At 40.5% G+C, this 25463-nt stretch carries 34 protein-coding genes; 26 read left to right on the top strand and 8 right to left on the bottom strand.

All coding sequences use genetic code 11. The annotated features are described in order from the left end of the window. Nucleotides 1-25: 25 nt before the first annotated feature. Nucleotides 26-628 carry an HAD family hydrolase gene (locus tag E7276_RS07210; RefSeq protein WP_294215645.1) on the bottom strand — a complete coding sequence of 201 codons (603 nt, stop codon included), beginning with the start codon at nt 626-628 and terminating at the stop codon, nt 26-28. A 24-nt stretch (nt 629-652) separates the two neighbouring features. Continuing rightward, entirely contained in the window at nt 653-1285 is a 633-nt protein-coding gene (locus E7276_RS07205) for an endonuclease III domain-containing protein (RefSeq protein WP_294215643.1), read from the bottom strand. Nucleotides 1286-1412: 127 nt separating this feature from the next. On the opposite strand from E7276_RS07205, the gene pyrE reads away from it, so the two are divergent. The 7 genes from pyrE (at nt 1413) to purD (ending at nt 8512) form a co-directional block, all read left to right on the top strand. Then, nucleotides 1413-2099 (top strand): orotate phosphoribosyltransferase, encoded by a 687-nt coding sequence (gene pyrE / locus E7276_RS07200; protein WP_294215640.1) that lies wholly within the window; start codon nt 1413-1415, stop codon nt 2097-2099. Next, nucleotides 2099-2431, top strand: coding sequence for a hypothetical protein (locus E7276_RS07195; protein ID WP_294215639.1), 333 nt, complete (start codon nt 2099-2101; stop codon nt 2429-2431). Before pyrE ends, E7276_RS07195 begins: the two co-directional genes overlap by 1 nt. Nucleotides 2432-2439: 8 nt before the next feature. Beyond that, entirely contained in the window at nt 2440-4488 is a 2049-nt protein-coding gene (locus E7276_RS07190; protein ID WP_294215638.1) for an aminopeptidase, read from the top strand. A 14-nt stretch (nt 4489-4502) separates the two neighbouring features. Continuing rightward, nucleotides 4503-5009, top strand: coding sequence for a 5-(carboxyamino)imidazole ribonucleotide mutase (purE, locus tag E7276_RS07185; RefSeq protein ID WP_294215637.1), 507 nt, complete (start codon nt 4503-4505; stop codon nt 5007-5009). A 228-nt stretch (nt 5010-5237) separates the two neighbouring features. Continuing rightward, nucleotides 5238-6263 carry a phosphoribosylformylglycinamidine cyclo-ligase gene (purM, locus tag E7276_RS07180; protein ID WP_294215634.1) on the top strand — a complete coding sequence of 342 codons (1026 nt, stop codon included), beginning with the start codon at nt 5238-5240 and terminating at the stop codon, nt 6261-6263. Between the two features lie 149 nt (nt 6264-6412). Continuing rightward, complete coding sequence (purN, locus tag E7276_RS07175; RefSeq protein ID WP_294215632.1) at nt 6413-7039, top strand: phosphoribosylglycinamide formyltransferase; 627 nt, start codon at nt 6413-6415, stop codon at nt 7037-7039. 186 nt (nt 7040-7225) lie between these two features. Beyond that, nucleotides 7226-8512: a phosphoribosylamine--glycine ligase gene (gene purD / locus E7276_RS07170; protein WP_294215630.1), complete on the top strand. Its 1287-nt coding sequence runs from the start codon at nt 7226-7228 to the stop codon at nt 8510-8512. On the opposite strand, the gene E7276_RS07165 is transcribed toward purD, so the two are convergent. Both E7276_RS07165 and E7276_RS07160 read right to left on the bottom strand, forming a co-directional pair. Beyond that, nucleotides 8509-9813, bottom strand: coding sequence for a recombinase family protein (locus E7276_RS07165; RefSeq protein WP_294215628.1), 1305 nt, complete (start codon nt 9811-9813; stop codon nt 8509-8511). The genes purD and E7276_RS07165 overlap by 4 nt on opposite strands. 628 nt (nt 9814-10441) lie before the next feature. Continuing rightward, nucleotides 10442-10807, bottom strand: coding sequence for a helix-turn-helix domain-containing protein (locus E7276_RS07160; RefSeq protein WP_294215626.1), 366 nt, complete (start codon nt 10805-10807; stop codon nt 10442-10444). Between the two features lie 129 nt (nt 10808-10936). On the opposite strand from E7276_RS07160, the gene E7276_RS07155 reads away from it, so the two are divergent. Together E7276_RS07155 and E7276_RS07150 are read left to right on the top strand one after the other, a co-directional pair. Further along, nucleotides 10937-11158 carry a helix-turn-helix domain-containing protein gene (locus tag E7276_RS07155; RefSeq protein ID WP_330598948.1) on the top strand — a complete coding sequence of 74 codons (222 nt, stop codon included), beginning with the start codon at nt 10937-10939 and terminating at the stop codon, nt 11156-11158. A 91-nt stretch (nt 11159-11249) separates the two neighbouring features. Next, entirely contained in the window at nt 11250-11450 is a 201-nt protein-coding gene (locus tag E7276_RS07150; protein WP_294215621.1) for a hypothetical protein, read from the top strand. Here E7276_RS07150 and E7276_RS07145 read toward each other — a convergent pair. After that, nucleotides 11442-11699 (bottom strand): hypothetical protein, encoded by a 258-nt coding sequence (locus E7276_RS07145; protein ID WP_294215619.1) that lies wholly within the window; start codon nt 11697-11699, stop codon nt 11442-11444. The genes E7276_RS07150 and E7276_RS07145 overlap by 9 nt on opposite strands. Nucleotides 11700-11877: 178 nt before the next feature. Between E7276_RS07145 and E7276_RS07140 the strand changes: the two genes are divergently transcribed. The 17 genes from E7276_RS07140 (at nt 11878) to E7276_RS07060 (ending at nt 23084) form a co-directional block, all read left to right on the top strand. Next, nucleotides 11878-12492, top strand: coding sequence for a cell wall hydrolase (locus E7276_RS07140; RefSeq protein ID WP_294215617.1), 615 nt, complete (start codon nt 11878-11880; stop codon nt 12490-12492). Nucleotides 12493-12731: 239 nt separating this feature from the next. Continuing rightward, nucleotides 12732-13514: a rolling circle replication-associated protein gene (locus E7276_RS07135; protein ID WP_294215614.1), complete on the top strand. Its 783-nt coding sequence runs from the start codon at nt 12732-12734 to the stop codon at nt 13512-13514. Beyond that, entirely contained in the window at nt 13511-13984 is a 474-nt protein-coding gene (locus tag E7276_RS07130) for an RNase H family protein (RefSeq protein ID WP_294215612.1), read from the top strand. Before E7276_RS07135 ends, E7276_RS07130 begins: the two co-directional genes overlap by 4 nt. Further along, nucleotides 13959-14180 carry a hypothetical protein gene (locus E7276_RS07125; RefSeq protein WP_294215610.1) on the top strand — a complete coding sequence of 74 codons (222 nt, stop codon included), beginning with the start codon at nt 13959-13961 and terminating at the stop codon, nt 14178-14180. Before E7276_RS07130 ends, E7276_RS07125 begins: the two co-directional genes overlap by 26 nt. 17 nt (nt 14181-14197) lie before the next feature. Next, nucleotides 14198-14689, top strand: coding sequence for a hypothetical protein (locus tag E7276_RS07120; protein ID WP_294215608.1), 492 nt, complete (start codon nt 14198-14200; stop codon nt 14687-14689). Nucleotides 14690-14699: 10 nt separating this feature from the next. Further along, on the top strand, nt 14700-15239 hold the full coding sequence (locus E7276_RS07115; RefSeq protein ID WP_294215606.1) for a DUF7666 domain-containing protein: 540 nt from the start codon (nt 14700-14702) through the stop codon (nt 15237-15239). 1 nt (nt 15240) lies between these two features. After that, entirely contained in the window at nt 15241-17451 is a 2211-nt protein-coding gene (locus tag E7276_RS07110) for a PcfJ domain-containing protein (RefSeq protein WP_294215603.1), read from the top strand. Nucleotides 17452-17459: 8 nt separating this feature from the next. Further along, on the top strand, nt 17460-18776 hold the full coding sequence (locus E7276_RS07105) for a hypothetical protein (RefSeq protein ID WP_294215601.1): 1317 nt from the start codon (nt 17460-17462) through the stop codon (nt 18774-18776). 76 nt (nt 18777-18852) lie between these two features. Beyond that, complete coding sequence (locus tag E7276_RS07100; RefSeq protein WP_294215600.1) at nt 18853-19248, top strand: DUF4406 domain-containing protein; 396 nt, start codon at nt 18853-18855, stop codon at nt 19246-19248. Then, on the top strand, nt 19160-19498 hold the full coding sequence (locus E7276_RS07095) for a hypothetical protein (RefSeq protein ID WP_294215731.1): 339 nt from the start codon (nt 19160-19162) through the stop codon (nt 19496-19498). Before E7276_RS07100 ends, E7276_RS07095 begins: the two co-directional genes overlap by 89 nt. A gap of 12 nt (nt 19499-19510) precedes the next feature. Beyond that, on the top strand, nt 19511-20596 hold the full coding sequence (locus E7276_RS07090) for a DUF4317 family protein (RefSeq protein WP_294215597.1): 1086 nt from the start codon (nt 19511-19513) through the stop codon (nt 20594-20596). 12 nt (nt 20597-20608) lie between these two features. Next, entirely contained in the window at nt 20609-20965 is a 357-nt protein-coding gene (locus E7276_RS07085) for a hypothetical protein (RefSeq protein WP_294215596.1), read from the top strand. Continuing rightward, nucleotides 20934-21560, top strand: coding sequence for a hypothetical protein (locus tag E7276_RS07080; RefSeq protein WP_294215595.1), 627 nt, complete (start codon nt 20934-20936; stop codon nt 21558-21560). Before E7276_RS07085 ends, E7276_RS07080 begins: the two co-directional genes overlap by 32 nt. Before the next feature lie 8 nt (nt 21561-21568). Continuing rightward, nucleotides 21569-22120 (top strand): DUF6273 domain-containing protein, encoded by a 552-nt coding sequence (locus E7276_RS07075; RefSeq protein WP_294215594.1) that lies wholly within the window; start codon nt 21569-21571, stop codon nt 22118-22120. A gap of 110 nt (nt 22121-22230) precedes the next feature. Continuing rightward, nucleotides 22231-22386 carry a hypothetical protein gene (locus tag E7276_RS07070; RefSeq protein WP_294215593.1) on the top strand — a complete coding sequence of 52 codons (156 nt, stop codon included), beginning with the start codon at nt 22231-22233 and terminating at the stop codon, nt 22384-22386. A 31-nt stretch (nt 22387-22417) separates the two neighbouring features. Continuing rightward, nucleotides 22418-22864, top strand: a complete 447-nt coding sequence (locus tag E7276_RS07065) for a hypothetical protein (RefSeq protein ID WP_294215591.1) — start codon at nt 22418-22420, stop codon at nt 22862-22864. Then, nucleotides 22857-23084 (top strand): hypothetical protein, encoded by a 228-nt coding sequence (locus E7276_RS07060; protein WP_294215588.1) that lies wholly within the window; start codon nt 22857-22859, stop codon nt 23082-23084. Before E7276_RS07065 ends, E7276_RS07060 begins: the two co-directional genes overlap by 8 nt. A gap of 102 nt (nt 23085-23186) precedes the next feature. On the opposite strand, the gene E7276_RS07055 is transcribed toward E7276_RS07060, so the two are convergent. From E7276_RS07055 to E7276_RS07045, 3 genes are all read right to left on the bottom strand, one after another. After that, on the bottom strand, nt 23187-23375 hold the full coding sequence (locus E7276_RS07055; protein WP_294215587.1) for a helix-turn-helix domain-containing protein: 189 nt from the start codon (nt 23373-23375) through the stop codon (nt 23187-23189). A gap of 176 nt (nt 23376-23551) precedes the next feature. Continuing rightward, a complete protein-coding gene (locus E7276_RS07050) occupies nt 23552-25168 on the bottom strand; it encodes an LPD29 domain-containing protein (protein ID WP_294215585.1) in 1617 nt (538 codons plus the stop codon). 108 nt (nt 25169-25276) lie between these two features. Then, nucleotides 25277-25420, bottom strand: coding sequence for a hypothetical protein (locus tag E7276_RS07045; RefSeq protein ID WP_294215583.1), 144 nt, complete (start codon nt 25418-25420; stop codon nt 25277-25279). Nucleotides 25421-25463: the final 43 nt, after the last annotated feature.

Raw genomic sequence — 25463 nt, 5'->3', positions numbered from 1 at the left:
TCCGTAGAAAATGAAAAGCTACTTGCTATTGTGCAAGTAGCTTTTCTAAACCTTCTACAGCTATTTCGTGATTTATGACCTGAACTGCGTTGAGTCCGCACTCTCTAGCAGCTACTACATTAGCCTCTTTGTCATCAAGGAATACACATTCGCTAGGAGTAAGGTTATACTTTTTGATTATCTCTTCATAGATAGCATGGTCTGGTTTAACCAATTTCACATCACAGGAGAAAATTCCACCGTCCATAAGTGGTAGGAAGTCTAGCTGTTTAGCAGCCTGCTCCTTGAGATGATATGACCAGTTTGAAAGGAAGAGGACTTGGTAGCCTCTAGATTTGAGCTCTTTTATCCAATCCTTTGTAAAATCAAATTGCCATAGGGCATTTCCTATTTGGTTCCAAAATTCTAATACTTCATTTTTTAACTCAGGAATATTTTTAGTAAAGTCTGCAAGAAGCTGTTCCTCTGTCCAAACACCTCTGTCCACTTCAATCCAGTGTTCTCCGAAAATATTGGCTCTGAGTTTGTCTACCAGGGCCTCATTATTGTCAAATTCATTCATTAGATATTCTTTCCAGTTGTATCCGATAAGAACACCACCGATATCGAAAATAATTGTTTTTATCATAATGTCTCCTAAATTTAATTAATATCAATAATTCTTTTTGCATATATCAGCAAGACAGCATATCTCGCAATGAGGTGTGGTTCTTGCGGTGCATACAGCGCGGCCATGATCCACTAGACGATGGCATAGTTCATTGCCCTCCTCTGGGGGAATTATTTTTCTAAGAGCCATTTCCACTTTGGTTGGCTCTTTTATATTGTCAACAAGACCAATACGATTTGAAAGTCGGATAGCATGTGTATCTGTGACTATAGCAGGCTTGCCATAGACGTCACCAAGTATGAGGTTGGCTGATTTTCGGCCAACACCAGGGAGAGAAAGAAGTTCTTCCATTGTATCTGGAACCTTATTGTCAAATACATCCCTGAGCATTTTCATGCATGCAACAATATCCCTAGCCTTTGATTTGCCCAAACCACAAGGGCGCACTATGGCCTCAATATCTGCAACATCTGCATCTGCGATAGAGCTGATGGTAGGATATTTTTCATATAATGATGGTACAATTTGATTTACTCGCTCATCAGTGCATTGAGCGGCAAGGCGCACAGAAATAAGCAGCTTCCATGCGTCATCATAATCCAAAGTGCAATCACTAAGGGGATATTCTTTTTTTAACCTATCTATGACAATTAATGCCAATTCTTTTTTTCTCATGCTAAGATAATAACATTCCATTTCACGAATTAGAAGTATTCTTTTGGATTGAAAAGCTTTTATTTCTATGGTACAATCGGAGAGGTTTTGGGAATTAATCTGGTTGTACAATTAGGAGAAACAATTTATGGAAAGATACAAGTCAGAATTTATAGAGTTTATGGTGGAGTCTGATGTCCTCAAATTCGGTGATTTTACATTGAAGAGTGGACGGAAGTCTCCTTTTTTTATGAATGCAGGAGCTTACGTTACTGGTAGTCAGTTAATGAGACTTGGCGAGTATTATGCAAAGGCAATTCACGATGCTTACGGGGAGGACTTTGATGTTCTTTTTGGACCAGCATATAAGGGAATTCCTCTTGCGGTTATTACTGCTGAGGCATTTTACAAGCTTTATGGCAAAGAAATTAAATACTGTAGCAATCGTAAAGAAGCAAAGGATCATGGCGCTGACATGGGCTCACTTCTTGGATACAAGATTCAGGACGGTGACCGTGTGGTTATGATTGAGGATGTTACTACATCTGGCAAGAGTATGGAAGAGACAGTGCCAATCGTTAGAGCACAGGGAGATGTTACTATCGTAGGTCTTATGGTTTCCCTCAATCGTCAGGAGGTTGGACTTTCTGGTGATAAATCAAAAACAGCTCTTGATGAAGTCGCTGAAACATACGGTTTCAAAACTGGTGCCATTGTTTCAATGGATGAGGTTGTAGAGCATCTTTACAACAGAGAGTGCCAGGGCAGAGTTGTAATAGATGACGAAATGAAGTCGAAAATTGATGCTTATTATCAGGAATATGGAGTGAGATAATGGCTAGGATATACAAGCATAGACGTAATTCCAACGGCAATCAGCTAAAGGCTTTACCAATCGAAGCTATGTATGCTGCTGGAGTGTCTATTTTTTCATTATTGTTATATGGCGGTCTTATTGCAGGCTCTATATATCTTGCTGGCGAGACACCAAAGTGGCTGGGTGGTACAGGTACATTGGGCTTTTGCATTGCTTTAGGAGCCTTTATATTCAATATTCGTCAAATGAAGACAAAAACAGAAATTAAATATAGATTAATCTGTCTAGGAATCAGCACCTTTGCAATGATTATTTGGACAGCTACAATTGTTTTAGGAATGGTTAATTAGGAGATATTATGAGCAAGAACTTTTATCAGGAAACTGATGACATAATAGAGCGCTTTGAGCTTGTCACAGAGCGCATTGCAACAATCAAAGATGATAAAGAGTTACCAGAAAGCTTACAGGCTTATTTCAATCAGGTGGCTGATTTTATCATGGCTGTACAGCCTGTACTTGAAAAGGTAATCTCAGGAGAAATTAGCAATCGTTCTCTGGAGGAATGCAAGGCTGATCATGATAGAATTTTTTCTATTTATAGCAAGGATACTTATGAGAATAGCTTCCTTTGCCCTACATTTGCAGTAGAGCATTTAGGACAGGAAATCGGCGGAATTCTTTCTGCTGTATTTTACAAATTAACAGATATGGTCCGTGCAGCTTTTGCTGGCCGTCTTGATATTTTCACTATTTATTGTGAGTTATTCATGGAAATCTATGGTGTATGCCAGATGGAGTCAGAGGACAAATTCCGTAGGGAAGACATCCAATCTTCACTTAGCTCATTCCGCCATGATTATTGTCAGATTTTCTTAGGAGAATCCCTTATTTCCATGGTTGATCCAGAATATGATTTCTACACAGATATCATTATGAATGCTGATTTATCAGATGATAGATACCTCTATAGATATGGTATGTATATTAGTGATAATGAGCTAAAAATGGCTGCACATCTTCGTAGCATGCCTGCAGAAGAGGTGGCTGCTATGGCTCGCACTTATGTAGAAGGCTACATCAAGGGCTTTGAGGTTTGCGGTAAGGATATTTCAATCAAGGAGACTGTTGGGGTTAATGCTCCTGCCGGCTTCGAGCTTATGACTCGTGAAGCTATCAAAATGTTCAACCAGGCTGGACTTGCTGCAACAGTTCGTTTTGGTGGTAAAGAGGGACGCAACCTTTTCTCTACCGTACCTAACAAGCAGTGCGAGTATGACCACAAGGATGACAGAGCTTATGTATGGGACAAAGGCCTTGCTGATAGAATGCTTGAAGTGGTTAAGAACACATTTGAAAAGCACAAGGAACTTGCTGCTGTATACGGAGGACCAGCTGTAATTGAGACATTTGGTGAGGTGCCATTTGCACCAGTGAATTATCCTGCAAATGCTCAGTACACTGACAAGCAAAATGAGCTCAATGTATATTTTATGAGCCAGAATGGACAGATTACAAATCAGTACATTAAGGGTGAGGAGCGTAGCTTTACTATTATTTCTTATCCTATTCCTGAAATTGGCGACCAGTTCAATGAGATTTTCAATGAGACTGTTGCTGTTAATACAATGGATTATGAGCTTTACAAAAATATTCAGCAGCACATTATTGATGTGCTTGATCAGGGTGAGACAGTTCACGTAACAGGTCGTGGCGATAATCACACTGACATTACAGTAAAGCTTCATCACTTAGATGACCCTAGCAATCAGACTAATTTTGAGAACTGCGTTGCTGATGTAAACATTCCTGTTGGAGAGGTATTTACATCTCCTGAGCTTGAGGGCACAAATGGTGTGCTTCACGTTACACAGGTTTACTTGAATGAGCTTTGCTATAAGAACCTTGAGATGAAGTTCGAGGATGGCAAAATCACATCTTATAGCTGTAGCAATTTTGATACAGAAGAAGAAAACAAGAAATATATTTTTGACAATGTTCTCTTCAAGCATGAGACACTTCCTATTGGAGAGTTTGCTATTGGAACAAACACAAGAGCATTTGTTATGGGCCAGAAATTTGGAATTGCTGATAAGCTTCCAATTCTCATTGCAGAAAAGACTGGACCACACTTTGCAGTAGGTGATACATGCTATTCTCATTCAGAGGATGTACCAATGTACAATCCTGATGGAAAGGAGTGCATTGCTCGTGATAACTCATGCTCACTCCTTCGTAAGACAGATATTTCAAAGGCATATTTTAATTGCCACACCGATATAACAATTCCTTATTATGAACTTGGTGACATCATAGTCCACACAGCGGATGGACGAGAATTGCCAATTATCGTGCAGGGACGCTTTGTAGTGCCAGGTACGGAGGAATTAAATAAAGTATTTGAGTAATGGAGGATAATGAAATGGCAACTGTAAGTGTAGTAATGGGAAGCGATAGTGATATGCCTGTAATGGCCAAGGCTATTGAGGTTTTAGAGCAATTTGGAATCGACTATGAGGTTCGTATTATTTCAGCCCATAGAGAGCCAGATATTTTTGTAGAGTACGCTAAGACAGCAAAAGATCGCGGCGTAAAGTGTATTATCGCAGGCGCAGGCAAGGCAGCACATTTACCAGGAATGTGTGCGGCTGTTTTTGAGGGCCCAGTTATTGGTATCCCTATGAAAACTAGCGACCTTGGTGGTGTTGATTCCCTTTATTCAATTGTACAGATGCCAACAGGAGTGCCTGTAGCTACCGTTGCCATCAATGGTGGCGCTAACGCTGGTATTCTCGCTGTTAAAATGCTTGCTATGACAGATTCTGAATTAGCAGGCGCTCTCCATGATTTTATCGTGGAACAGAAGGAACAGGTGGAGTCTAAGGATTCTAAATTACAAAACGAAGGCTATCGTGCCTTCTTATCGTAGATAGTCAAGGAAACTCTTGGAAATCAAGGGTTTCCTTTTATTTTAATAATAAATGAGCTAACACAATATTAACTTGGTAAGCGCGAGCAAGGAAGTATCACGCCGTGCAAGGGAGGGGCCTACACCGGGCGGGAAGGTTCCCTTGCACGAGTGTGAGGGATGCCTTGCGGGAGCATGATAAACTAGGATGTGTTAGCGGACTATAATTGTAAGAAAAAGGAGAGAAACATGGATTACAAGAGTTCAGGAGTGGATATTGAGGCAGGATATGAGTCAGTGGAGCTCATGAAGAAGTTTGTGAAGGGCACTATGAGACCAGAGGTGCTTGGTGGCCTTGGCGGATTTTCAGGAGCATTCGATTTGAGTGCTATCAAGAATATGGATGAGCCAGTACTTTTGTCTGGAACAGATGGATGCGGTACAAAGGTTAAGCTTGCATTCCTTATGGACAAGCATGACACAATCGGTATCGATGCAGTTGCTATGTGTGTAAATGACGTTGCCTGCGCTGGTGGAGAGCCACTATTTTTCTTAGACTATATCGCTTGCGGTAAAAATATCCCAGAGAAGATTGCAACAATCGTTAGCGGTGTTGCAGAGGGCTGTAAGCAGTCAGGTTGTGCCCTTGTAGGCGGTGAGACAGCAGAGCATCCAGGACTTATGCCAGAGGAAGAGTATGACTTGGCTGGTTTTGCTGTAGGTATTGTTGATAAAAAGGATATTATCACTGGTGAGAACCTAAAGGACGGAGACGTTCTTATTGGTATGGCTTCAACTGGTGTTCATTCAAATGGTTTCTCTCTTGTTCGTAAGATTTTTGAAATGACAAAGGAAAGTCTTGATACATACTATGATGAGTTGGGCTGCACTCTTGGCGAGGCACTTATCGCTCCAACACGTATTTACGTTAAGGCTTTAAAGGCTGTAAAGGATGCAGGTGTTCGCGTAAAGGCTTGCTCACATATTACAGGTGGCGGTTTCTACGAGAATATCCCACGTATGCTTCCAGAGGGTAAGCGTGCTGTAGTTGAAAAGGATTCTTATGAGGTTCCTGCAATTTTTAAGCTTATGGCTAAAAAGGGCAATGTTTCTGAGCAGATGATGTATAACACATATAACATGGGACTTGGTATGATTGTTGCTGTAGATCCAGCAGACGTGGACAAGACAATGGAGGCTATGCGCTCAGCCGGTGACACACCATACGTAGTAGGTAAAATCATCGATGGCGACAAGGGCGTGGATTTAATTTAGTCTGTTAAAATAGGTGACTTTAATATTTAATAGTATAAATGTAGCTTCTAGCTAACAATCTCCGGGTTTGCTGGATGAGACATGTTAGTCGAAGAAAGCAAACTTAGGGATTGTGAGTGTAAGAAGCTACTTGTAAACTAGGAGAATAAATGAGAATTGCAGTTTGTGTGTCTGGCGGTGGTACAAATCTCCAGGCAATAATAGATGCCATTGATAATGGGACAATTCATAATACTGAGATTGCAGTTGTAATTTCTAATAATAAAAATGCATATGCTTTAGAGCGTGCTGCCAAGGCAGGGATTGAGGGCGTTTGCGTGAGCCCTAAGGATTTTGCCTCTAGGGAAGAATTCAACAAGGCATTTTTGGAGAAACTAGATTCATATAATGTAGATCTTGTAGTGCTTGCGGGATTTCTAGTAGTTATTCCACCAGAGATGATTCGTAAATACGAATATAAGATTATTAATATTCATCCATCATTGATTCCAAGTTTTTGCGGTACTGGATACTATGGACTTAAGGTTCATGAGGGAGTTCTTGCTCGTGGTGTAAAAGTTACTGGAGCAACATGCCACTTTGTGGATGAAGGCACTGATACAGGCCCAATCATTCTCCAAAAAGCGGTTGAGGTACTAGAAGGTGATACACCGGAAGTGCTTCAGCGTCGTGTCATGGAGCAGGCTGAGTGGATTATCATGCCGCAGGCAATCGACTTAATAGCACAGGGACGAGTTAGTGTAGTGGATGGTAAAGTGAGTATTTCAGACAACTAAATTATTAAGTGAGCCTAACTGAATAGATTATATGTTTTATCGATGAGCCCTTGATGAGCCATCCCTACTTAGATGGTGCGTTAGCAGCATCTTATGTAGGGTAATGAGCGAATAAGAGCGAAAGCGTGGCGAATGGTAATACATATAATCTATGAAAGGTAGGCGGACTAGAGGAGGATATAGTTTATGAAGGTTTTAATTGTAGGTAGTGGTGGCCGTGAGCATGCAATTGCCTTGGCGGTGTCTAGAAGCCCACAGGTTGATAAGATTTACTGCGCACCAGGAAATGCAGGTATTGCGGAGCTTGCAGAGTGCGTAGATATCAAGGCTATGGAGTTTGATAAGCTTGTTGCTTTTGCAAAGGAAAAGGAAATTGACCTTACTGTAATCGGTATGGATGATCCACTTGTAGGCGGCGTAGTGGATAAATTTGAAGAGGCAGGACTTCGCTGCTTCGGTCCTAGAAAAAATGCTGCTATTATCGAGGGCTCAAAGGCATTTTCAAAGGATTTGATGAAAAAGTATAATATTCCAACAGCAGGATATGAGAACTTTACTGACCCTGAGGCTGCTCTTAAGTATCTTGAGACAGCAAAGTATCCAATCGTATTAAAGGCTGATGGACTTGCCCTTGGAAAGGGCGTTCTCATTTGTGAGAATCATGAGCAGGCTGTTGCAGGTGTGGCAGAAATCATGCAGGACAAGAAGTTCGGTGATGCTGGAAATACTATGGTTATAGAAGAGTTCATGACAGGTCGTGAGGTTTCTGTTCTTTCATTTGTTGACGGCAACACTGTAAAGATTATGTCATCAGCTCAGGATCACAAGCGTGCCGGCGATGGAGATACAGGTCTTAACACAGGTGGTATGGGAAATTTCTCACCTTCTCCATTCTTTACAAAGGAAATCGAAGAGTATTGCCAGAAGAATATCTTCCAGGCTACTGTTGATGCAATGAAGGCAGAAGGCAGAGACTTCAAGGGTGTTATATTCTTCGGCCTTATGCTTACAGAGGATGGTCCTAAGGTACTTGAGTACAATGCCAGATTTGGTGATCCAGAGGCACAGGTAGTATTGCCAAGATTAGAGAATGATATTATCGACGTATTCAATGCATGTATCGATGGTACATTGGACCAGATTGATTTGAAATTCTCAGATGAGGCTTGCGTGTGCGTTGTGCTTGCATCTGATGGATATCCAGTATCATATCAAAAAGGATTTCCTATTACAGGCTTCGAGAAGTTTAATAATAAGGATTACTATTGCTTCCATGCAGGAACAGCTAAAAATGACAAGGGTGAGATTGTGACAAACGGCGGACGTGTCCTTGGAATAACTGCTCTTGGCAAAGATTTAGTTGAGGCTAGAGCAAAAGCTTATGAGGCTACAGAGTGGATTAGCTTTGAGAATAAATATATGCGCCATGATATTGCAAATGCTATACTCGGTTTAGACACATGTAACGGCTAAAACCTAAAATCAAGGTTTTGGCCATCCCATGTAATTTCAGAAATGTTTTGATACCAGAAGGCTCTACGATGAGCTGCATCGAGAGATTCATATATTTCTTGCCAGTTATTCGGAAGAGCCTTTTTTTCTATTGGTCTGTCATAGCCGAGCTTTAATAGCTCATCTTTAATAGCATCTCTTTTTTTAACATATTCTTCCCTGGTGTAATCACCATCTTCATAGCGTTCACCAAGACGGTGTAATTTCATGTTAAGTCTAGCTCTTTGCTTGTCTACATCTTTAATGGCTTTAGCTCTAGAAGACATCTGATGATTGTAATCCTTAATTTGAGACTCAATGTTGTAGAGAAGAAATTGTTCTACACGTAACTCGGAAATCGACTTAGTGTTTTCGCACTTCCAATCTCTAGCACTCACACAACGGTACCACTTATAAGCCTTTTTGCCATCCTTGACAGGAAGGTTTCTTGTTGAACCAATCATATTGCAGCCACAACAAGCACATTTAAAAATGCCTTGAGTGAAGTAGTATGTGTGACGCTGTCTTTTTGGAGCCTTGCCGGCAACCCTAATCTTTGACTCAAGCAATTCAAACTGTTCCCTGGTTATATAAGGCTCGCATTTGTAACCACCGAAAGCATCCCCACAATAAGCAGGATTCCGGAGCATTTGTTTAGCTGTATCCCTTGCTATATTACCGCCTACATTCCACATAGCTTGACAAGCAGTTTTTATATCAAAAGTTGAGAGATATGTCTCAAAAAATGTCTTCACAGGAAGTCGTTGTTCTTCATCAATAATAAGTCGACCTTTATCTAACTTATACCCTGTAGGAGCTGTACCAACATAGAAGCCCTGCTCCCTTCGATATTGATTAACGGCTTTTATTCTCTCTGAGGTTCGAGAGGCTTCTGCTTCGGCAATAGCGAGCATAATGTTAACCTTGAATACACCAGCTGAATCCTCAGTTGTGTAGTCCTCCCAGATGGCTCTCCAAGGTATATCACCAATTTGTTCCATAACAGCATAGTAATCTTTAACTGATCTAAACCATCTATCGAGCTTAGTAAATATGATAATATCAATAAGTCCATCCTGACAGTCTTGAATTAGTTGCAGCAGAGCAGGACGTTTTTTATAAGTAATATGTCCAGAGATACCAGCATCAGAATACACACCTGCTTCTAGCAGCTTGTGCTCCTTGCAATATTCCCTGAGAGCGTATAATTGACTATCAACAGATAGACCATTTTGTTTTTGTTCCTGTGTTGAAACTCGTAAATATAATGCAGCGCGTTTCATAAAATCTCCTTGTATAGCATTGTACGAATCTATATAATAGGCATTGCCTGGTTGCGTGAGTTTAGAAGGGAAGAAAAATGTTTAGGATGCTAACTTTAATCTGCCAGGTCATCAATACAACAGCCTCAGTAATGAGACTTGCATATGATGTTTGGCGAGACAGCAAGAAAGAAGATTAATCTTTAATCGGCTTTAGAAGTGCAGCAGCTGCTAACAGAGATAGTAGAAGCTATGAAGCAGCCTAGTCAACTGCATTAATCAAATCTCATGCAACTGATAGCTGAGGCGCTAAGGAGCTAGTGGTTGCTGCGCTATTTGTTGACAAAACAAAAGATTGCTGTATAATTTAATCAGATTAAAGTTAGAGGAAACATTTCCTTCTAAAATATAACGGCCGACTACCGTTGAACAATTTAGCACCCTGCGGGGTGCTTTTTTGTTTGCCCTAATTGCACCGGTGCAAAAATTAAAGGGCACATATAATATTGCGATGCCCATGTAGTAAAACTTATTCAATTTGCAGTGGCAAAAATTCCACTATATTATGTCATACAGAATATGACAAAAATAAAAGGGCAAAATCCTTGCTAAGAGCTAGAAGAGATGCCCCAAGGAAAATATATTTAATTTATTTGGATTGAAACATAACATCAATCATTGCGCTTAACTGTTCGAGCTGAGCCTCGTTAAGTAAGCTAATCTTTCGAGCAAGCGGAACGGAAATAGCCGAGTCCGTATTGCGTATCATGTCAATGAGAGCTAGCTCGTCACCCGTAAGAAGCACGGGTGAAACGTCCTCTCTTCCAATCAGATAATCAGATGTTACATTAAAAGCATCGCAAAGAGCTTCTAAATTTTCTTTAGTTGGGAACCTCACCCCCCTTTCATATTGAGAAATTGTTTGTTTATTCACTTCGAGTAAGTCAGCAAGCCGTTGTTGTGAAAAACCTTTTTTCAAGCGCAAATCCTTGATGCGCTCTTTAAATTCAGCCATCGTTGATTTCCTCCGATAAAAAAGTAAACAAAAAGATTATTTTGCTATTGACAATTATAATCTAGTCGATTACTATAAACAAGTAATCAGTTAGATTACATGAGACTTAAAATAATAAGAAGGAGAAAAATGATGCAAGCAACATTACGCTCGACTGATGAGGTCGGAAAGTCAATCAAAGAATTACGCGGAAATCGCTCACAAGAAGAGATTGCAGCAGCATTAGGCTGCACCAAGATGGCTATATCTCAGTATGAGACTGGCATAAGAATGCCTAACGATAAGATGAAGGTTGCAATAGCCAATTTCTTTGGAGTTACCGTAGGTTCTTTATTTTTTACCCAAGGGTAATCAATTAGATTACTTAGTGATACCCTACGGTTATCACTAAGAATTAGATACTTGACAGTATCTAATTAAACACTGGAGAAGGGAGGAAAGCATGGACTACATCGTAACATCATTCAACGAAGAACAACAAAAAGGATATGTGGTTATTCAAGTTAGCTCTACAGGTCTAGATGAAAAAGAACAATATGAGCTTAGAAATGAAATCACTAAGGCAATAGGAAAAATAAACAAAAAAAGAAGACATGACAACAAGCCACATCTTCATTTTTTTGAAAGTTTCAACTTAAAGTAGTTCCTCATCGATGTGCAAAGCCCAAATATCAGATTCAATGATTTTAGCTTCATTAGGAACTGCTTCAATTGGCTCATAGTTCAAAACGACACCATCATCACCAGGGGTAAAAGGAACCATAGCCAACAATGCAGGGTTATCGTTTTCAGAATCAAAAATAGATACCTGCACATATCTGTGACCAGATTTAGCCATTTCGCTGGCCAACCTAGCCACAGAAAAAGCATTGACAATTATTTTGTTTCGCATAACCTATTCCTCCTTATTTTATTTCAGATCTGCAACATCTGATAAGGAGAGTATAGCAGAAAGGAGACGCCCATGGAGGATAAAGGCGCAAAGATGCTAGAGAGCCTAATAAGACTATGGGCTCATCAAAACAACGTGCAGATTGACACGTTAAAAATAACGAAAAAGGGGAAGGACGATGAAAAAAAGAATATTGAGGCTGTCAGTGATGGCAGTTGCAGCAGGGTTACTTGTAGGGTGGCCACTCAGTGAACTGACTAATCGGCGGTTAGATAGACAGTTAGCAGAGATGAGAGCTGCAAAGAACTGCAGCAGCACGGCGGGTGTTGTAGAAGCAGTAAGCAAAATGCAATCGGGGGGGCTGACCTATACAGAAGCAAATACCTCTATTCCAGTAACAGCGGAGGAGATAGAGGATGCAGCAAGGTTAGACTACACCGATGAAGAATCAATAATGTTGATGAAATTGGCGCAAGCCGAAGCGGGAAATCAAGGAGTAGTAGGGAAAGCTCTTGTGATGAATGTAGTTCACAACAGAGTCCTATCAGAAGATTTTCCAAACACAATTGAAGAGGTCATTTTTGAGGAAGGTCAATTCACCCCGATTCAGGATGGTCATTATGACTCGGCGGTACCTGATGAAGAATGCCTTCAAGCATTAGAAATGGTCCTTAACTACTGGGACGGTTCGAACGGAGCTCTATTCTTCGAGGTCACATCAGAAGAACAAACCTGGCACTCAGCCAATCTAACATTTCTGTTCGAATACAAAGACACAACATTTTATAAATAGGGAGAATGAACAATGAAATTGGGAGAAGTATCATTTGCCAGTTCGGCAACAATTTCAGTCGTAAGAAATAGCAAAAAGAAAGACCAGTAATTGGGTTACTGGTCAAGGTATTTTGTGGCATACACAAAACTCTTTTAACTAAGAAAAGTATACCATGAAATGCCTCAGAAAGCAAGCAAAATCAAGCCCTGAGACGGGCTTTGAAAGCTCGATAAGAATATTAAAGTTAGAGGTTAACCATGGCATATATAAAAGACACATACACCTTTACTGACTCGATTGAAGTTGATATTAAATTCGCTGGCAGATATGGAGCAAAGGGAGAGACAAGAAACAAAAGGAAGAATGTAACCCCTGAGGTAATCCAAAAACAGAACCAGCGGAATAGGGAGATTAAATATAGGCGAACAATCAAAGCCAACTTTAAAAAAGGAGACCTGTGGGTGACATTCACATACCCAGGAGGAACAAGACTAACAATGAGTCAGGTAAAGAAGGATATAAAGAATTTAACTGACAATGTCAGAAAGCACTATAAGAAGCGTGACACAGATTTTAAGTGGATAAAACGAATAGAGATAGGCAGAAATGGTGGAGTACATGTTCACATGCTTATCAATAGACTACGAGGTGATCCGTCTACAGAAGAAATCATATCAGGATATTGGAAGGTTGGACGCGCCCACTTTGAAATATTCAACGGAGCTTCTGAGGATGCTCATAAGATAGCTGATTATGTCACGAAGCAATTGACAGATGGCCAAAAGAAGAAAGCTGAAGAACAGGGCTTGCCATTGAAGGAAATGACAAGCATATCCACAAGTAAGAACCTAGTGAGACCTGTTCCAGTTAGAAAGAAATACGCCCGAAGAACAGTGAGAAGAATCATAGAGAATGGACCAACACCGCATAAAGGGTTTGTGATTGATAAAAACTCATTGGTATTTGGTGAAAATCCTTTCACTGGCCTAAGTTATTGCAAATACATCGAGATACGAGCGGACGGAGGTGAGCTTCCATGATGGTAGAGATATGTATTGAGTCGGGAATCACTTCTGTAGCAAAGCCAAAAGATGGATATGTAGGCTATATTATCCGCTCAGGCAATTTTGAGAAGACTATTTTAGGAAGTGTGAAGCAGGTCACTGATAAGCATTCTCAGATTCTGTGTTTGAAGAGCGCGCTAACCCGCATAAATATTAAATGCGACGCTATTTTAATACACACATCAAGCGATTATATGTATTTTAATCTGATTTCCACGAATTTTATTAAATGGGAGAGCAACTCGTGGAGAAAGTCAAACGGTGAGCCTGTTCAATATGCTGATGACTGGAAACAGGTAGCTGAAATTCTAAAAGGTCGAAAGATGATGGTCAAACTAAATGAGTCTTACAAAGGCAAAGAAAGACTAAAAAGAGCTATCAGAGAAAAAGGCAAAATTGCACCGGTGCAAGGAGATTCAGATGGAGAGAGAAGAGGTAATCAATGAGTACTTTAGAGTGCTTAGGAAAGCTAAGAAAGTAAAGCCCGATTTATTGCATCACTGCAAGAAGACAATGAACGATTGCAAAATATTACTTCATACAGACGATAGCCCACGCCCATATGTCATCGAAGAGGATGATGAAATAATTTGCTATCAAAAGGCTACGAAGTATCTTGAGACACTAATAAATAAAGGTTAACAAACAGGAGGTAAGAAATGAAATTAAACAACAAGTATGGAGATTTTAGGAGCGTTGAGGAGCTTAATAAGAAAGCTGCAGAGCTTAAGACGGATATTAAGGCTCTTAAAGAGCTCGCAAAGGAAAACGGAATTGATCCAGAAGACGCACAAGACTATGCAGATGATTATGTTGATGAGTTAGCAACACCAATTAGTGCAGCAGTTGGAAGGCTTGATGTTGAATCAAACTATCTAAATCTAGGTGGAGTCCTTATTGACTGGGTAGATGAAATCAAAGCTGAATGCACAATCAATAGAGATTATTGTGCGGCAGTAATGAAGAAAGATGTTGCTGGTTATATTGCAGCTCTTGCAGACGATGGCTATAAGAACAGAGCCGTTGTTGCAAAGGAGATTGTAAAGAAAGTCCCAGAGATTGAGAAGATGCTGCACGGTCATGAGTTTTCTATTGGAGTTCCAAGCAAAGCCACAAGATACAAACTCATGGAGCAGTACTATCTAGGATAGGAGGGCCACCATGATTTGCTATAAAGGTTTCAACAAAGACCTCGCTTGCACCATGGGAACTGGAACATTTCAGTATGAGGTCGGAAAGCGATATACAGAGGATAAAGCTCAGTGCGTTGCAGCAGGATTTCATGTAGTAGAAGAGCCAATAGAGGTACTGGACTGGTATAGCGGAAATACTGCACGTTATTGTGTCGTGGACATAAAGGGAGATGTACACGAGGACGGTACCGGACGATTGGCTTGTACAGATATCACAATCCTAAAAGAAATCAGTTTGCAGCAGCTAGTGGCACTCGAATGTAAATGGATGCAAGACCACCCTAAGCGCGAGTATAACCAGCGAATAAAGAAGGATAAAGGAATAGCAAGGGATGGATATGTAATAGCACGTGGAAGGCACCCAAAGGCGAGCGGTGCAGCAGGCAGTATTATCTGTCTGGTCCAAGAAGACAGAGCTGGTTATGTAACAGATATAGGCATCTTTTTAGTAGATGGAAAAGATATCCAGCCAGATACCTTTTACAACGTACTCGGAAAGGAGGCCTAGGATGAAAAAAGATATTCTTAGAGCTCTCCGAAGGCTTGAAGCCACAAAAGAGATGGTACAGAAAGCCTATTTGGAAGTAGAAAAGCCACAGCGTTATTGGTACGGCAAATCAAAACCAAACACAAAGATGCTGCCTGTGTATTCAATATTCTTGCGCGTCCAGTGCTTAGGACCATATATCAAGATAGCCGTTTTCTTAAATAGTTGGCTCAGAAAAGGAATCACCACACCAAAGTTTGAAATATTCCTAAATCCAGACGGTGATGAATGGATCAATAGAATCCTTGATGAAAACTACAAGGAACTAAGATGGTCAAATAGCTTTTTTAGGAATCTAGTAAACGAAAACAGAGGTTACTACGAAGGATTCGAAAGAGATGGCTGTTATAACCACACCTATAAAGTTTTTATCAATGCCGATGCCACTAAGACACTCAAAGGGCTTACTGATTGGTATACACAACCTAAAAAGCCAATTGATTGCCTTATGAATTGGCAAAACAAGATTAGGGAAGCTGATATAGAGGCAAGGGAACGACGAGAGACAACACCTTGGGATGAAGATATGAGCCTAATTCCTGAGACACCAAAGAATTTTGAAAAATGGCTCAAAAAGAACTGCCTCAATAACTATTTCATAATCTATGAGTACTCAAAGAATGGTCAGAAAGAAGGTTATTGCACAAGGTGCGAAAAGATGGTTCCAATTGTGAATCCAAAACACGGAAAGCCTTGTAAATGTCCTAGATGTAAAACGAAAGGAACTTTCAAATCGTTAGGAAAAATAAGAACACTTACAACAAGCGGAAATGCTCAGCTGGCACAGCCTGTAGAGGATGGAATAGTCGTACGTAAATATTCATACAGCATAAATTATTGTGACTATATGAATCCTAGAACACACCTCTACGAATGGCAACGAATACTAATGTTTGAAGACGAAACTATTAGAGTCTACAACTGGGATTCATACAAAAACAAATATATGCGATGGGTAAAGCAGAAGTATAACTATTTTGATTATGCCTACTACAGTGCAACCAGGCTCTACCCATCAAATATAAAAAGTCTCTTGAAAAAGAGCTGGCTTAAGCAAAGCGCATTTCCTCTATGGAAAGAGTTGCCTTGTGATTTGGCTAAGTACTTAAACATTGAAAGGCAATATCCAATAATTGAAAGATTGGCCAAAGTCGGAATGTTTAAATTAGACAAAGATATTCTGGAACATTATCGATACACAAGGCTAAAGGCAGAGGACACTGTTATCGATTTTGAAGCCTCAGAGTTAAGCAAAAATCTAAGGATTGATAAATCAAGACTACATCGCCTTAAAAATATGCAAGGCGGCTGGTCAGCTCTTGAATGGCTGCAAAGAGAGAAGCAGGAAAACACTATTTGGCCAGATGAGCTTATACAGCGATTAGATGCAGAGGAAATCGAGCCATCACAATTGAATTTTGTTCCTAGTCAAATGACTTTTATCAAAACAGCTAATTATTTAATCAAACAGTGCAATCTTTCATGTAGCAGCATGGAAGACACCATAAGAACCTGGGCTGATTATTTGAATATGGCTGAAAAAATGAAGATGAACATTGATTTGGAGCAAATATATAAGCCAAAGGATTTGAAGCTAGCCCACGATAAGTTAGTAGTTTATAGGTCTCAGCAGGGCATAGATAAAATGGTCAAAGACTTAGAGAAAAAGTGGCCAAAGGTAGATAAGCAATTACCAAAGCTTAAAAAGTTCGAGTTTGCAGCAGGCGACTATGTAATAACAGTCCCTGAAAGCATCAAGGATATTGTGACAGAGGGAATAGTACTTAGCCACTGTGTTCATACCTCAGATTATTACTACGACAGAATCGAAAGAGACGAAAGCTATTTATTTTTCTTGAGGCACAGCAAATGTCCTGATATCCCATGGTACACACTTGAGGTTGAGCCAGGTGGAAACATCAGACAAAAGAGAACAACAGGAGACAAGCAAAATGAGGATTTCAAAAAGGCTATACCGTTCCTCAAAAAATGGCAAAAGTATTTCTTAAAGAAGCTAACTCCTGAAGAAAAAGAGTTGGGAGTCGTAGCAGATCACTTAAGAGTAGAGAACTATAAACAGCTTAGAAAAGACCAAAAGAAAGTATGGCATGGAGCACTAGCCGGTCAGCTCTTAGCTGATGTATTAGAAGCAGACTTTATGAAAGCAATGTAGGAGGGAGTATGGAAGAAATTATTTACCAAAAAACGTACCAAGAATTTAAGCAGGAGTGCGACAGAGTAGTTAAGGAGACAGCAGAAAGTTTTGTAAGGCTTGGATACCTGTTAAAGGTGGCCAGGGACACAAATGTACTCGAAGAGAGCGGCTATAAAACAGTTGCAGAATTTGCAGAAGCAGAATATAGCCTAAATTCAACTTATGTCAGCAGATTTATCGCAATCAACGATAAATTTGCAGAGGGCGGTTATAGCGACAAGCTAGATAGTAAATATCAGGGATACGGATACGCAAAGCTAACTGTTATGTTACAGCTCCCTGAATCAATGAATGAAGAATTGACTCCTGAGATGACTAAAGCAGAAATCACAGAGTTAAAGAATGAATTTGACGCCGAAAAAGAGACTTCTGATATCGAAAGACTCTGCGAGGGCGCAAATCCATTGGCTTACAACCTGGAGGACGTGGATGAACGCTCAAAGCTCTTATATGAGACCATCTTAGCATTGGGAGAGACTTCCCCAGAGCTGTACATCAAGATAGCAGCTATAGCGTGGGTGGATAAGGTAGAAGAACTCGTAAGGCAGCTGCCAATTATTATGGTCCCTTCTGACACCAGAATATATTCAGTCAGAGTAACAGGAAAAGGTCGAATGATGCTTGCTTGTTCGGAAGAAAAGGTATCTATTATTAATTCTCGAACAGGAGAAAAAGAAACCTATGATTGGAACGATGTTGCAGCAGCATGGACATATGCAGGTGTAGCTTCGGAACTACCATTTGACAAAACTCCTGAAGAAAAATGGGAAAAGCGTTACGAGAAAAAGTATCCAGTTGCGCCGGTGCAAGAATCGAAGCCTAAGAAGGAAACGAGGGTAGTTAAAGCAGAACCAGAGGAAGAACCTGAGCCACAGGTACCAGGTCAAATGGATTTTGCAGAGAGTTGCCCTGAAATATTGCCAGAGGATTATGAAGCAGAAGGAGTTGCGAACGAAATCCAAGAAAATGAAAACGAATCACAAGAATTTGAGAACAAAATCCAAGAAGTTGATAACAAAGACGATGATCTTGATAACACTAACCAAGAAAGCGACGCAGTGCAGCAGGATGAATTCCCTGATGAAGTAGAGAGGGCTAGAGAAGATGTATTAAGCCTTATTGATGGTATTAGAAACGAGGTATGCAAGCCTGATATTACAAGTACAAAGATTAGGGAGCTGCAGAGCAATTCGGGCTATTTGGTTGGCCAGTATCTACAGAATTTAGCAAGAGCACTATATGACTATGAGCTAACCTTACCGGATAAAGAGGAGGATGAGTAATGACAGAGCTGCAGGGATGGATAGTGATAGGTTTACTGGTTCTCATTTGGATAACAAAAACAAATTAGGAGGGGCTATGAGCAAAGGGAGAATTTATATTAGTGGTCCTATCACAGGAACCACGGATTATAACAGACGTTTTAATCTAGCAGAAAAGATGTTGAAATTAGCAGGCTATGAACCTGTAAACCCAGCAAAGATTAATGGCAAGATGCCAGATACAACAACACATGAGCAATATATGCATGTCTCATACGCCCTCATGGATACCTGCGACGCTGTATACATGACAAGAGGCTGGGAAAAGTCAAAAGGCTGCAAGCTAGTGCTCAAGTACGCAGTAGAAAACGGAATATCACTAACATTTGAGGGAGGTACTTGTCATGGCCAGCAAACGCACAAGAGCTTGCGAGTTTTCACAAAAGGAAAGAGAGGAAATATATTCAAGAGACTCAGGATGCATCTTTTGTAAGCAAAACTACATGATGGAGGGTGCACTGCCACTAGATTTAAGCATCTTTGAGACAATGCACTACATTCCAAGGTCAAAAGGTGGCCTAGGCATCGCTAAAAACGGTGCCATAGGCTGCAAATGGCATCACATGATGCTCGATAACGGAAATAAGGGTAATCGAGAGGAAATGCTAAAGATATTTGCTGATTACCTAAGGAGTAATTACAGGAACTGGAACGAAGAGGATTTAGTTTATTCAAAATGGTAAAGGAGAGAGGTTATGTTAAGTGCAAAATGTCTAAACGAGTTAAAAGCTAATGTAAAGGATAATATTGTTTCTTTTTCACGTATCCGAGCAGCATACGTGAGTGAGGGCGAGATATTGACGGAGTTTAACAAGTCATTTCTGGCAATGCCAGAGGAAGAACAGTTCAAGTATGCAGCAGTAGTTAAACAGATATTTTCGGGAAAGCCTGAAGAGAAGATGCTTGACTTAGAAGACACCTATGAGGGTACATCAATCTACAATCTTTGGAATGCAGGTCTAGAAGATGATATGTCAGTTAAAAGCTTCTATGAAGGGCTTATCCCACATTATGACACACTAGGAAGATACCTAATCATCCTAGTAGAAGATAATTACGACGTAGTAAAGGTAAATGCGGCAGGGGAGGCCATTGATGAATCAGAAGAAACCTATCACTACATCGTATGCGCAGTATGTCCTGTAAAACTCTCTGAGCCAGGTATAGAGTGCAAAGATAATCTAATTGGTCTAAGAGAGCGCGATTGGGTAATGGCTAAACCTTCAATCGGCATGGTATACCCAGCATTTAAAGATAGATCAGCTGATAGAGAGTCTGTGATGTACTACGCAAGCAATCCAAAGGAAACATTCCCAACAGTAATGACCGAGTTCTTGTTAACAGACATCAGATACACAATTGAGCAAAGAAAAGAGCAGCTAGAGGACATCTTAAAGATGTACCTAATAGACTTGTTCGATTCCGAGCAGCTAGAAGTCGTAATAGATGGCGTACATGAAAAATTATCGAATTACATCGGTGATGAAGAGATTGTGGATAACATGTGCAGAATGTTAACAGCTGATAACCTTGCTCAGATGCTTAGAAAGTTAGGTATCCCCGAATTGCAGGTCAGAAAGGTATCTATGAGGTACGGGGAGGTTGTAGGCAGCGAGAGAGCAATATTCTTTGTAAATAAAAAGCGAGCCGCAAGATATAAGGCATATGTATCACATAAGCGTCAAAGAGAGCTCCTAGATAGAGCAAAATGCGAGCTTGATGCAGCAGGACAGAAGGACCTTGCAGAAGAAATAGAGAACTACATGGAAAAGACAAGGTAAGGGGGAAAAGAAATGGCAAGCGCAATTAAAGATATTGAGATAGAAGCATTGATAGATAAGGAATATGAGCAGGCTGTTAAACGCTTTGGCAACAACCACTCAAGACATGAAAGCTACGCAGTCCTTAAAGAGGAAATAGAGGAGGCCAAAGAAGAACTCGAAAACATCGAGGAGATGCTTGAAAGCATTTGGGCAAACACAAAGAGTAATGCAGTAGAGAGTAACGTTGCAGACCAGTTCCATTTCATCAAACAAAAAGCATTAAAGCTTGCGATTGAAAGTATCCAGGTAGCAGCAGTAGCACGTAAAGGTCAGATGTTCGAAAGGGGTGAGTTCTGTGACAACAGAAGAAACATTAGAAATGTTTAATAAGTACGCTGAAAATCTTAGGCCGCCTAAAACATTTGAAACTCTCATGGAAGAGGTAGAACAAAGAAACATAGATGATTTCATAGAATGCTACAGCGATAAATCAGAACGACTCAAGAACATGATTGAGCTATTAGTTGATTGTGATTATTTCACAGCACCGGCAGCAAAATCACATCATGGTAACATCCCCGGAGGACTTTATAAACATTCCAAAGAAGTCACAGAGCAGCTTGTTAATTTCACAAATAAGTTAGGCCTTAGATGGCAAAAAGAAGATTCTCCATTGGTCGTCGGCCTATTACATGATTTGTGCAAGACTCAAAGCTACAAAATAAAGCCTAAGGAAACAGGTTACGAGATCGAATATATTGGTGAAAGACTATTAGATGGTCACGGCAGCCTATCACTCATCATAGCCCTTGACCTAATAGAATGGTTAACAAAAGAGGAAATGATGTGCATTCGTTACCACATGGGAGCGTATACAGACCAAAAGGAATGGCCATTTGTTACGCGGGCGGTGCAGCAGTATCCAAACGTATTGTACACACAGACCGCTAACATAATAGCAAGTCAGATTAAGAACATATAGGAGGGAATATGGAAGCATTAAAGATTACAAGAACTATAGAACAGTCAGTTAATAACATGAGCGAATTGCAGCAGGGTGATAGATTCGCATTTCAGGATATTGATGGAAACACTCACGAGGTAGAAGTGGCAACCGTAGAAGATGATTGCATCCTAGTTGTGTGGACTCATACGCTAGGCGAAGACATTGCCTGGAATGAGGATGGAACTACAGCAGGAGGCTACTTGAACAGTGACATCAGACAGTATCTAAATGAGGTGGTTTACAAGACTCTTCCAGATTGGTTCAAGGAAACAATCAAACAAGATTCAAACGGAGATTACCTGAGACTTTTAACAAAGGCAGAGGTATTCGATGGTGAAAACATGCTAGACATGTTCAAGAACCATCACAAGCGCATAGCTCAAGAAGGTTACAACGGAAAATATAGTGATTGGTGGTGGCTTGCTGATGTCGCGTCCTCTGCTTACGCGTGCCGCCTGGACTCCTACGGCCACTCGCACTCCAGCGCTGCTTCGCATGCCTTCGGCGTTCGCCCGGCTTGCCTCTTAATGCGTTAGCAGTAATTCCGCCCCCCGTGTGGGGCGACAATAACAAAGTGTTCATGTTTTTATACCATTTATACCACAAGTACGCGGAGGTTAGCGCCTCCGCAGAAAGGAGGGCAGTTATGAAAGATTTGTATGAGAAGTATTCAAAGAAGCTAGAAGAAGCCCAGAAGGAGGTAACAGGCAGAGAGACGGGATTCTTTAACGGCGTAGCTAACGGAAAGGTGGAAGCCTACAAAGAAATATTAGAGGACTTGAAAAAACATATAAACCAATAGTTTTGCTGCGCGCTGCAGCAGGATAGGGGGAATGATGAGAAAGAGCATACTAGAACAATACGACGACATCAAAAGAGAATATGAGGATACCGAAAGACGTATACAGCATAATCTAAAAGAGCTAGAGAAGTTTGACAACAAGTATCTAGTGCAAGATAGTGTTAACGGCGGAATGGGTGGAACACAACATTTTAAAATCGAGGGCTTCCCTTATCCGGAATACCAAGAAAAAAAGACATTGCTTTTAAAAAGACAGTTCAGACTTGAGAATCTAAAACAAAAGCTAGACATAGCATTGGATGAAGTAGAGGTATACATTGACACTATCGAGGACAGCAGAAAGCGCCTAATCATGAGACTTCGTTACGTGGACAATAAAGAATGGTCAGAGGTGGCCAAGAGCTTAGGACCAGGTAACACAGCTGACGCTGTGCGCATGGAGATAACAAGGTTTCTAGAGAGGGTGAAAGATGAGTGAAGAAGAGTACTTCGAAAAGTATATTAGAGAAGAGTTACGCATGGAAAGTATTGACCCACTGGAGTACATATACTATAGGGACTCAGTCGGATTTGAGTCATATCTAGCTAAACAATATATGCACGAGCTGGTAGATAAAATCATTGAGCCAATACTAAAAGCGATAGAAAACTTAATTAGATGGTGGAAAAAAGTAAAGCGCAGCCTGCATAAATATTAAATGTGACATACTTTTAAAAGACATAAATAAAAGCATTGTCAATTAAAGCAAGCTCGCATTTAATAAACATCAGGGCTGAGAGGACATAAAAAACAGAGAGCATTAACGGCTCTCTGTTCGCTCATTTTCGGCATCCTCTAAAACACATCTTTCAAGAAGCAATAAAACATAATCTGGACATTTTCTGTCGCCATCTTCCCAGTGCTGAACAGTGCGAACAGGGATATTATACTTTTGGCCAAACTTAACCTGGCTTAGTCCTAAGAGCTGGCGCATTTCTTTAATGGTCATAATTTCCTCATTTCTCCCCGTGTAGCCGGTAGGACAGCAAAACATAAAATTGCACCGGTGCAAAAACATTGCAGCAGTATCTAAAACATTTTTAAAGGCTGGCAATTGCAGCAGCATCTAAAAACATTTTTTGAAGCTGAGCAATTGCAGCAGGATAGTTAAATAATAACATATCCTCAACGCTCCCAGCGCGCTTTTTCTATATCCTTTTCCAAGATATAATCAGGGTGAGAGGCTTCAAGCTCCGCAAAGCGATCCAGCGCCTTCTTGCGTTCCTTGCCCTCGAATGATTCGCGGCCGCTCTCGGTCTCTGAAAAATCATTCAAGTTAACAGTAAAGTAAATGATGCTATACATTACTTTGTTGGTCCAGCTGTTTTTCTTGCGCTCAAGCCTGATTTTGTTTTTTGTTGGGCTGGTAGCTATAAAGTTGTATTGCTTTACAAGTTCCGCCTGATGCGCTTTAAGGCATTCCATGTAGTGCTGCAAATCTTTCATAAAGTCATCAGCTCGCTTTATTTCTCGTAATATGTCCGCCTCAGTATGTAGGCCGCTGGCCCTGTGTGCGTATAGATGCAAAGTGTGCTCTGCAAATTCTGAAGGGCTGCCGTATCTTCTGAAAAAGCTATCTAAAACATTTTCCTGCTGCCCCTGTTCAGGCTCTGCGGTATGCTCTGCCGTCTCTTTCTCAGGCTCTGCCACTGGCTCAGATATTTCTAAAACTTCTGTTTCATCCTGGGCACCTTCGGCGGTGCTTTCAGCTGCTTCACATGTTTCAGGCTCAACGGATTCAATCTGCTCAGGCTCAGCATCTAAAAAGCTAGGATATTCTTTGAATACGAAGCTATGTGTAAACTTGCTGTAATATCCTCCGTTCTCCTTCATTCGCTGTCGCTCGCTGTTGAATGTATCATGATCCATGCGTTCAACTGGTTTTACTAAGTAAATTGTTTCGCCTGTCTTTGTGTGCTCTGATTTTTCGATTGTATAGTTTACATCTTCAACATTTTCGGAAGGCTCTGAAGGTGTCACATTATTTTCATGGTTCTTGATCCTTGCAGTCTTTGGTACATATTTACAACCATTGACACCACATCCAAAGAAGTAGAAATTAACATCAAAGTAGTCTGTCATACTGTCGCTATCGTCGTAGTTGTAAGAGTTTACAAATGTGTTAACATCATCAACAACGCTCTTAAAATAATCTGTCATGATTCCGTAGAATTCAGCATTAACTTCGAGGGCTTTATCATATGCCTTTACAAAATCATCATCATCCCAGCAAGTTAAAGACCAAAGGTCGTTGGCTTCCATGCGGCGCATACATTGACGAACAGAATCACAATTGTAATCTATGCCTTCATTTTTGAGATCTTCGCCAGTCTTGAACATCTGAGAAGGAAACTCTTTTAAATCAACTATAAGCTCCTGACACATTGAAGCGTATTTGGTTCTTACAGAAAATTTACATGTTGGATACTGCTCTTTTACATAGTTTCTAACTATCTTAGCAATTTCTTTAAGTGTAAGGTTTCCATCGTAACGGCTACCAGCCCAACCAAACTGTGTATAGAAATGCTTTCTTGAAGATGCTGCAGTTTCCTTTTTCTGCTCCTCTGTAAGTGTAGAAGCTTCTTTGTTTTTCCAGATAGTAAAAAGTGCGTCGTACTCACAATTAATATCTTGCATTGTTTCAAGGTCTCCGCCGTTGTCTGGATGATTAGCCTTTAATAAATCTCTATAGTTGTTCTTTAACTGCTCTAAGCTCTGGATATTCTTAAAAAATTTACTCATAATAAATACCTCCTACTAATTGAATTATTCGCTATCCCCTGCTATAATGAATTTAGATTCGAGGCGGAGCAGGTAGCCGCCCCGAACCTATAAGATTGTAGTGAAGAGTCAGCCCTTAGTGGTTGGCTTTTCTTTTTGTCCTTCTAAGATGTTTAAGTATTTGATTATCTGCTCTTGTGGGAGTCCGTCACGTTCCCACTCTTCAATGAGTTTTAAAACTCTTTCGGTAAATTCCAAGTTGGCTTTTGTCATAAGCTTTACCCTCTTTTCTAGTTCCTTATTAATTGCTATCACC

It is taken from the genome of Pseudobutyrivibrio sp., assembly GCF_015057185.1.
Taxonomy (GTDB): Bacteria; Bacillota; Clostridia; order Lachnospirales; family Lachnospiraceae; genus Pseudobutyrivibrio.
This window is presented reverse-complemented; position numbering and strand designations above follow the sequence as displayed.